Origin of the sequence: Eubacterium sp. CAG:161, from assembly GCF_000432355.1 — a bacterium.
GTDB classification, from domain to species: domain Bacteria; phylum Bacillota; class Clostridia; order Lachnospirales; family Lachnospiraceae; genus Eubacterium_G; species Eubacterium_G segne.
Window position 1 is genome coordinate 1 of the sequence record NZ_HF991834.1, and the last position, 6,522, is coordinate 6,522.

A 6,522-nucleotide genomic window follows, 5' to 3' on the forward strand; every position below is an offset into this window, starting at 1 on the left:
CATGAGGGTACCTTTTTTCGTGTATATTTTTCACATTAAATTTTTATGACAATTACAGGTTAATATCTACAGGAAGTTAAATTTATTAGTAAACATAAAATGAAAAAAATGAGGTACAAAATGAAAAAGAAGAAAATAAAGATGACGGCTTTTGTTTTGCTTTTAGCAGGAATGTGTTTTATGGGATTAAAAACAGACAAAAGTGATGTTTATGCAGCAAGTAATAAGGTAAGTATTACAAAGATATACAATTCTAAAGTTGGAAATAAAGTATTATGGAAAACAAAAACAAAGTATTCAGGATATGCTGTATATAGAAGTGTAAATGGTGGAAAATACCGAAAAGTTGATTATGTTAAAAGTAAGAAATATACGGATACAAATATAGAAACGGGAAAAACTTATAAGTATAGAGTTAAACCATATAAGTTAAATAAAAAGAAGAAAAAGGTGTATTCGTCATATAGCAATAAGAGTAAAAGTCTTAAGGCACTGCCATATGCCGTGCAGACAGCGTCAGCAATTTCCATGGATGATTATAATTTACTTACATGGAAAATTAGTGATACAGCATCCGGTTACAATATTTATAGAAAAAACAGCAATAACAAATGGGAATTATTAACAAGTAATAATGCTTATGATTATGGTTTGTATGATGATTATGATATTGTTAAAGGGAAGAAGTATACCTATAGAATTAAGGCTTATGAGATTGTAAATGGGGTTACTTATGAAAGTTTGCCATTAACATTAACTAAAAAAGCACAGATTAAGGGGATAGATGTTTCCCACCATAATGGAGTAATTGACTGGAGTAAGGTTAAACAGTCAGGTGTTACATTTGCCATGATTAGATTAGGTTATGGTACAACAAAGGGTGGAACCATAGACAGACAGCTTGATTATAACTATAATCAGGCAAAGAAGAATGGAATAAAAATAGGATTTTACCTGTATAGCTATGCTGACAATGTTGCTGAAGCGAAAAAAGAGGCAATTTTTACAGAGAAGCTTTTAAAGAAATATAATGACTTTGATTATCCGGTGGCTTTTGATTTTGAAAATACATATAGAAATAAGGCAAAATACAAAAGTTCAAATACTAAAATAATAACAACATACTGCGATTATTTAGAAGAAAGAGGATATGATACATGTATATATTCTTATTTGTCCTTTTTCAAAAATTCAGTGGATTATAACAAAGTTTCAAAATACGGATTGTGGTTGGCAAGATGGACTTTTAATCCTTCAAAATATGAGGATTATGGGTTGCCTAACGTTGAAATGTGGCAGTATTCAGATAATGGCAGAGTAAATGGTATTGGCGGTGCCGTAGATTTAAATATAAATATTATTGCCAGATAGTTTAGGATACTTAGATTAAATATTAAGCAAAATCATATTAAACAAAATGGTGCACTACAAATAAAAATTGTTGACATATATCAATTGGTGGTGTAATATATATAAGTCGCAATCATCAGAAAATGATTTTTGCGGGTTATGTGCGTGTAGCTCAGCTGGATAGAGCGTCTGGCTACGGACCAGAAGGCCGAGGGTTCGAATCCTTTCACGCACGTTAAGCAGTTCCATTATGGGACTGCTTTTTTTGAATAAAAATAAAAAAAGTTTGCCATACTACTTATGTGACAAATAAAAAAATCAGGAGGTAGTCATGGCAAAGAAATATTCGTCAGGTAAAAACGATGCATCAGATTATAGTAGCATGCAGAATGCATACAACAGCACATCAAAAAGCAGTGCAACAGATAGCACATCAAAAAACAGTGCAACAGATAGCACATCAAAAAATAAGGCAACAGATGGTACTTCTAAAAGCAAGGCAGCATATAATACATCAAAGAATAAAGCAACAGATAGTACTTCTAAAAACAAATCAACAGACTGTACAGATTGCAGATAGTTAAGGTTAAGACCCTATAGCAGTAAGTGGCTATAGGGTTTTAACATATTGTAATAAGATGAATAAACTAAAAGAAAAAAGTGATGGTAACCAATGAACAGATTTGACTTAGTTTCCATTGATACTGCAAGAAAAAGGGCTATGGAAAAAGGATATATAGTGGTGGATTTAAGAAGCAGAAGTGAATTTGACAAAGGACATATTGAGAATGCAATAAATATTCCGGAGGGTGATATTAGAAAAATCGACAGTTTCGGTAGAAAAGGAGACATATGGATTTTGTACTGTAGAAGAGGCAGTTTAAGTTTCAGACTTGCCAGTGAAATGGCAAACCAGGGATATAAGGTTATGGCAGTGGTAGGCGGATATAGAATGTAGTTGACATTGTTTTTTTATCAGATTATCATTAAGTAGATAAAAATAAGGATTTTGGTGAATTTTATATGGATAAATTACATTTAATCGTTCCATGTCATTTTGGAGTGGAATCGGTTTTAAAGAGAGAAATTATAGATTTAGGATACGAAATAGAGAGGGTTGAAGATGGAAGAATCACTTTTTCGGGAAATTTATTGGCAATATGCAGGGCTAACGTATTTCTAAGAACTGCTGAACGTGTAATGATTCAGGTTGGAAGAGTAAAGGCTCAGACATACGACGAGCTTTTTGAGGCAGTTAAGGCATTAAAATGGAGTGATTTTATACCGGAAAACGGAAAATTCTGGGTAAAAAAAGCCAGTTCTGTTAAAAGTAAATTATTTAGTCCCTCAGATATACAAAGAATAGTAAAAAAGGCAATTGTGGAGAATCTGAAACAGGAATATGGTGTAAGCTGGTTTAGTGAAGATGGGGCAAGTTATCCTATCAGAGTGTTTTTTTATAAGGATGAGGCAGTTATTGCATTGGATACATCAGGAGAATCACTTCACAAAAGAGGATACAGATATTATACCTCAAAGGCACCTATTTCCGAAACATTGGCGGCAGCACTGATTATGCTTACTCCATGGAATAAGGATAGAATTTTGGTGGATCCTTTCTGCGGATGTGGAACATTTCCTATTGAGGCGGCTATGATAGCAGCTAATATTGCACCGGGAATGAACAGGGAGTTTACCGGGGAAACATGGACTAATTTTATAGATAAAAAGTTATGGTATCAGGCTGTTAATGAGGCAAATGATAAAATAAATGATGATATAGAAACAGATATACAGGGATATGATATTGATGGGGAGATGATTGAATATTCCAGAAAAAATGCTATAAATGCAGGAGTGGAACATTTAATTCATTTTCAGGAACGTCCTGTTTCAGGATTAAGCCATAGGAAAAAATATGGATTTATAATTACAAATCCCCCTTATGGCGAAAGATTAGAGGAACAGAAAAGTTTACAGAAGATTTATACAACTTTAGGAGAAAAGTACAAAGCTTTGGATTCATGGTCGGCATTTATCATTTCATCTTACGAAAATGTAGAAAAAGATATGGGAATAAAAGCAACGAAAAACCGTAAAATATATAACGGAATGATTAAGACATATTATTATCAGTTTATGGGACCGAAGCCTCCTAAAAACAAAAATAAATAGAGGTTGTTAATGAAAAAAAAGAGAATACTTGTAGTATATATTCCACTTATTGCAATTTTAGTGGTTATAATTGCAGGTTTTTCCTACTCAAAACAAAGTGTACAAAAAAGTATTTCTTTTGATGGGGAAAAGACACAGGCACCGATTTTAGATACATGGAATCGGATTATGGCTAAAAGTGCAAATAAGGATGAAATAAATGTTATAGTTGATAAAAAAGAAGTTAAATATGTAAATAAAAGGGCGTACATGAGTGGTAATATGAATCTTATGATACCACTTGATATAGTTATAGAAACATTTAATTGCGCTGCAAATGTGTATGGTGGCGAAAAAATTGTTATCGAAAAAGGAAGCAGTATAGTAGCACTTTATTTAAATACCAAAAAAATGATTTTCAATGATAATGAATATAGTTTGGATGATAAAACGGTTACTAAAGATGGAACAATTTTTGTGCCGGCAAATATATTTGCAAAGTGTTTTGCCTATGATTATAATTGGAACAGCAAAAGTAATACAGCTTCATTTACAGGCAAAAAAGGCACTAAATCTTATTTGCCAAAGCGTTACAGCTATTTAGATAAAAAAAGAGCTGTGCCGGCAAAAAATCAGGGAAATTATGGTACATGCTGGGCCTTTGCCACACTGACGGCAATTGAAACATCACTTATGCCGGAAGAGCAATATGATTTTTCAGAGAATAACCTTGCCAGAAGTAATGATATGTCAGGAGAAATCCAGGATGGTGGCGATTATATTATGTCAATGGCATATCTTATGGCATGGAAAGGACCGGTGTTAGAACAGGATGACCCTTATGGAACTCAGGAAAAAACTACCGGTTTAAAGGCAAAAAAACATATTCAGGAAGCACAGATTTTACCGGAAAAGGACTATGACCAGATTAAGGAAATGGTGTATAAATATGGCGGAGTAGAAAGCTCCATGTATATGTCCCTTAATAATTCCAAATCAAAATCAGTTTATTATAACGAAAGTGAGTATGCTTATTGCTATAAAGGAAAAAAGAAGCCTAATCATGATGTAGTTATAATCGGATGGGATGATAATTATTCAAAAGAGCTGTTTAACGACCAGAGTATTCCGGGAGATGGTGCATTTATATGCATGAACAGCTGGGGGGAAGATTTTGGATATAAGGGAACATTTTATGTTTCATATTACGATGACAGAATAGGAACAAGTAATGTTTGTTATACAGGCATAGAAAATACAGACAATTATGATAATATATATCAAAGTGATATTTGCGGATGGACAGGCTCCATGGGATTTGAGGGCAGTAGTACAGTGTATTTTGCCAACGTATACAATCCTTCTGAAAACGGGAAGCTTCAGGCGGTGGGATTTTATGCAGTGACCCCCGGAGTGAAGTATGAGGTATTTGTGGACAGCAAATTTGAAGGAGAAAATTCCTTAAGTGAGAGAACCCATACAGCAGCAAGTGGAACTTTGAAAAATAAAGGATATTATACAATAAAATTAGATAAGCCTTATAGTGTAAAGCAGGGACAAAAATTCAGTGTAACTGTGAAAATAACTAGCGGGAAGGACAAAAAAATCTTTAAGCTGATTCCTGTTGAAATGAATGGAAGTGATGACAGTTATAATGTGGATTTAACGGATGGAGAAGGATATTTCAGCTCTACGGGAAACAGATGGCAGTCTTCGGAAAAACATGATTGCAATATTTGTTTAAAGGCATATACAGACAAAAAATAAAGGAGAACAAACCAATGAAGAAGGTAATATTTGCAACAACAAACAAAAATAAGGTTCGTGAAGTCAATATGATGATGAAGGATTTTGACGTGGAACTTCAAACTATGGGAGAGGCAGGCATTAACATTGATATTGTGGAAGATGGAACAACCTTTGAAGAAAATGCCATTATTAAGGCAAAAACCATAATGGAAATAACAGGAGAAATAGCTATAGCTGATGATTCTGGTTTGGAAGTGGATTATTTAGATGGAGCACCGGGAATATATTCTGCAAGATTTTTAGGAGAAGATACATCTTACGATATAAAGAATAACTATATAATTGATAAACTAAAGGATGCCAAGGGAAAAGAAAGAAGTGCAAGATTCGTTTGTGCAATGGCAGTGGCTTTCCCAAATGGAAAAATTAAGACATGTAAAGGAACTATTGAGGGGCTTATTGCATATGAACAAAAAGGAACTAACGGTTTTGGTTATGATCCTATAGTTTATGTGCCGGAATATGAGATGACAACCGGTGAAATGGCTCCTGAATTAAAAAATAGCATAAGCCATAGAGGTAAGGCATTAGAACAAATGAAGGAAATCCTGAAAGCCGGATTGGAGGAAGAATGTTAAAAGCTATAATTATAAGTGATTCTCATGGAGATTTAAAAAATGTGAGAAAAATTGCCGAAAAAGAGCATAATATTGATTTGGTGATACATTTAGGTGACCTTTTGGGTCAGGACGAACAATTGGCGGAAATTTTTAACTGTGAAATAAAAAAAGTTAAGGGAAACTGTGATTATTATTCTAATAATCCGGTTTCTGATGTGGTGGAATTTGGTGGAAACAGGATTTTTATAACTCACGGACATAATTACGGAGTGGATTTCGGGCTGGATGGTTTAAGTTATGCAGCAGAGGAAAATAAATGTAATATAGCACTTTACGGGCATACTCATGTACCGGATAGCTCTATAAGGGGGAAAATAATCATTGTAAATCCCGGAAGTGTATCAAGACCAAGACAGTTAGGTGGAAGACCTACATATGGGGTTATGAAGGTAAATGGAGAGGGAAAAGCAGATATCAGAATAGAGTACGTTTAGCCCTATTTTAAAAGGGATTTCGGGGTATGAAAAAAAATTGTAAAAAAAAATAAAAAAAACGCTTGACAATTTTAAGGGTTTCCCATATAATTACTCTTGCGCTGTGAAAAATAAGTAACGCGAACACGGGGTGTGGCTCAGCTTGGCTAGAGCGC

Annotated in this window: 7 protein-coding genes and 1 tRNA gene; all 8 read left to right on the forward strand. The window is 34.0% G+C overall.

All coding sequences use genetic code 11. From position 1 onward, the window contains the following. Positions 1-120: 120 nt before the first annotated feature. The 8 genes from Q5O30_RS00270 to Q5O30_RS00305 all read left to right on the forward strand — a co-directional run bounded on the left by Q5O30_RS00270 (position 121) and on the right by Q5O30_RS00305 (position 6,367). Positions 121-1,371: a glycoside hydrolase family 25 protein gene (locus tag Q5O30_RS00270; RefSeq protein ID WP_021951771.1), complete on the forward strand. Its 1,251-nt coding sequence runs from the start codon at positions 121-123 to the stop codon at positions 1,369-1,371. A gap of 140 nt (positions 1,372-1,511) precedes the next feature. After that, positions 1,512-1,585 (forward strand) — tRNA-Arg (locus Q5O30_RS00275). A 96-nt stretch (positions 1,586-1,681) separates the two neighbouring features. Further along, entirely contained in the window at positions 1,682-1,930 is a 249-nt protein-coding gene (locus tag Q5O30_RS00280; protein ID WP_021951772.1) for a hypothetical protein, read from the forward strand. 93 nt (positions 1,931-2,023) lie between these two features. Continuing rightward, the gene (locus tag Q5O30_RS00285) at positions 2,024-2,308 is read left to right on the forward strand and encodes a rhodanese-like domain-containing protein (RefSeq protein WP_021951773.1); all 285 of its coding nucleotides are present in this window, start codon (positions 2,024-2,026) and stop codon (positions 2,306-2,308) included. Between the two features lie 65 nt (positions 2,309-2,373). Further along, positions 2,374-3,525, forward strand: coding sequence for a class I SAM-dependent RNA methyltransferase (locus Q5O30_RS00290; protein ID WP_021951774.1), 1,152 nt, complete (start codon positions 2,374-2,376; stop codon positions 3,523-3,525). Between the two features lie 9 nt (positions 3,526-3,534). Then, positions 3,535-5,271 (forward strand): lectin like domain-containing protein, encoded by a 1,737-nt coding sequence (locus Q5O30_RS00295; RefSeq protein WP_021951775.1) that lies wholly within the window; start codon positions 3,535-3,537, stop codon positions 5,269-5,271. 14 nt (positions 5,272-5,285) lie between these two features. After that, positions 5,286-5,891, forward strand: coding sequence for an XTP/dITP diphosphatase (locus tag Q5O30_RS00300; protein WP_021951776.1), 606 nt, complete (start codon positions 5,286-5,288; stop codon positions 5,889-5,891). Beyond that, on the forward strand, positions 5,885-6,367 hold the full coding sequence (locus Q5O30_RS00305; protein ID WP_021951777.1) for a metallophosphoesterase: 483 nt from the start codon (positions 5,885-5,887) through the stop codon (positions 6,365-6,367). Before Q5O30_RS00300 ends, Q5O30_RS00305 begins: the two co-directional genes overlap by 7 nt. The last annotated feature ends 155 nt before the right edge of the window (positions 6,368-6,522 follow it).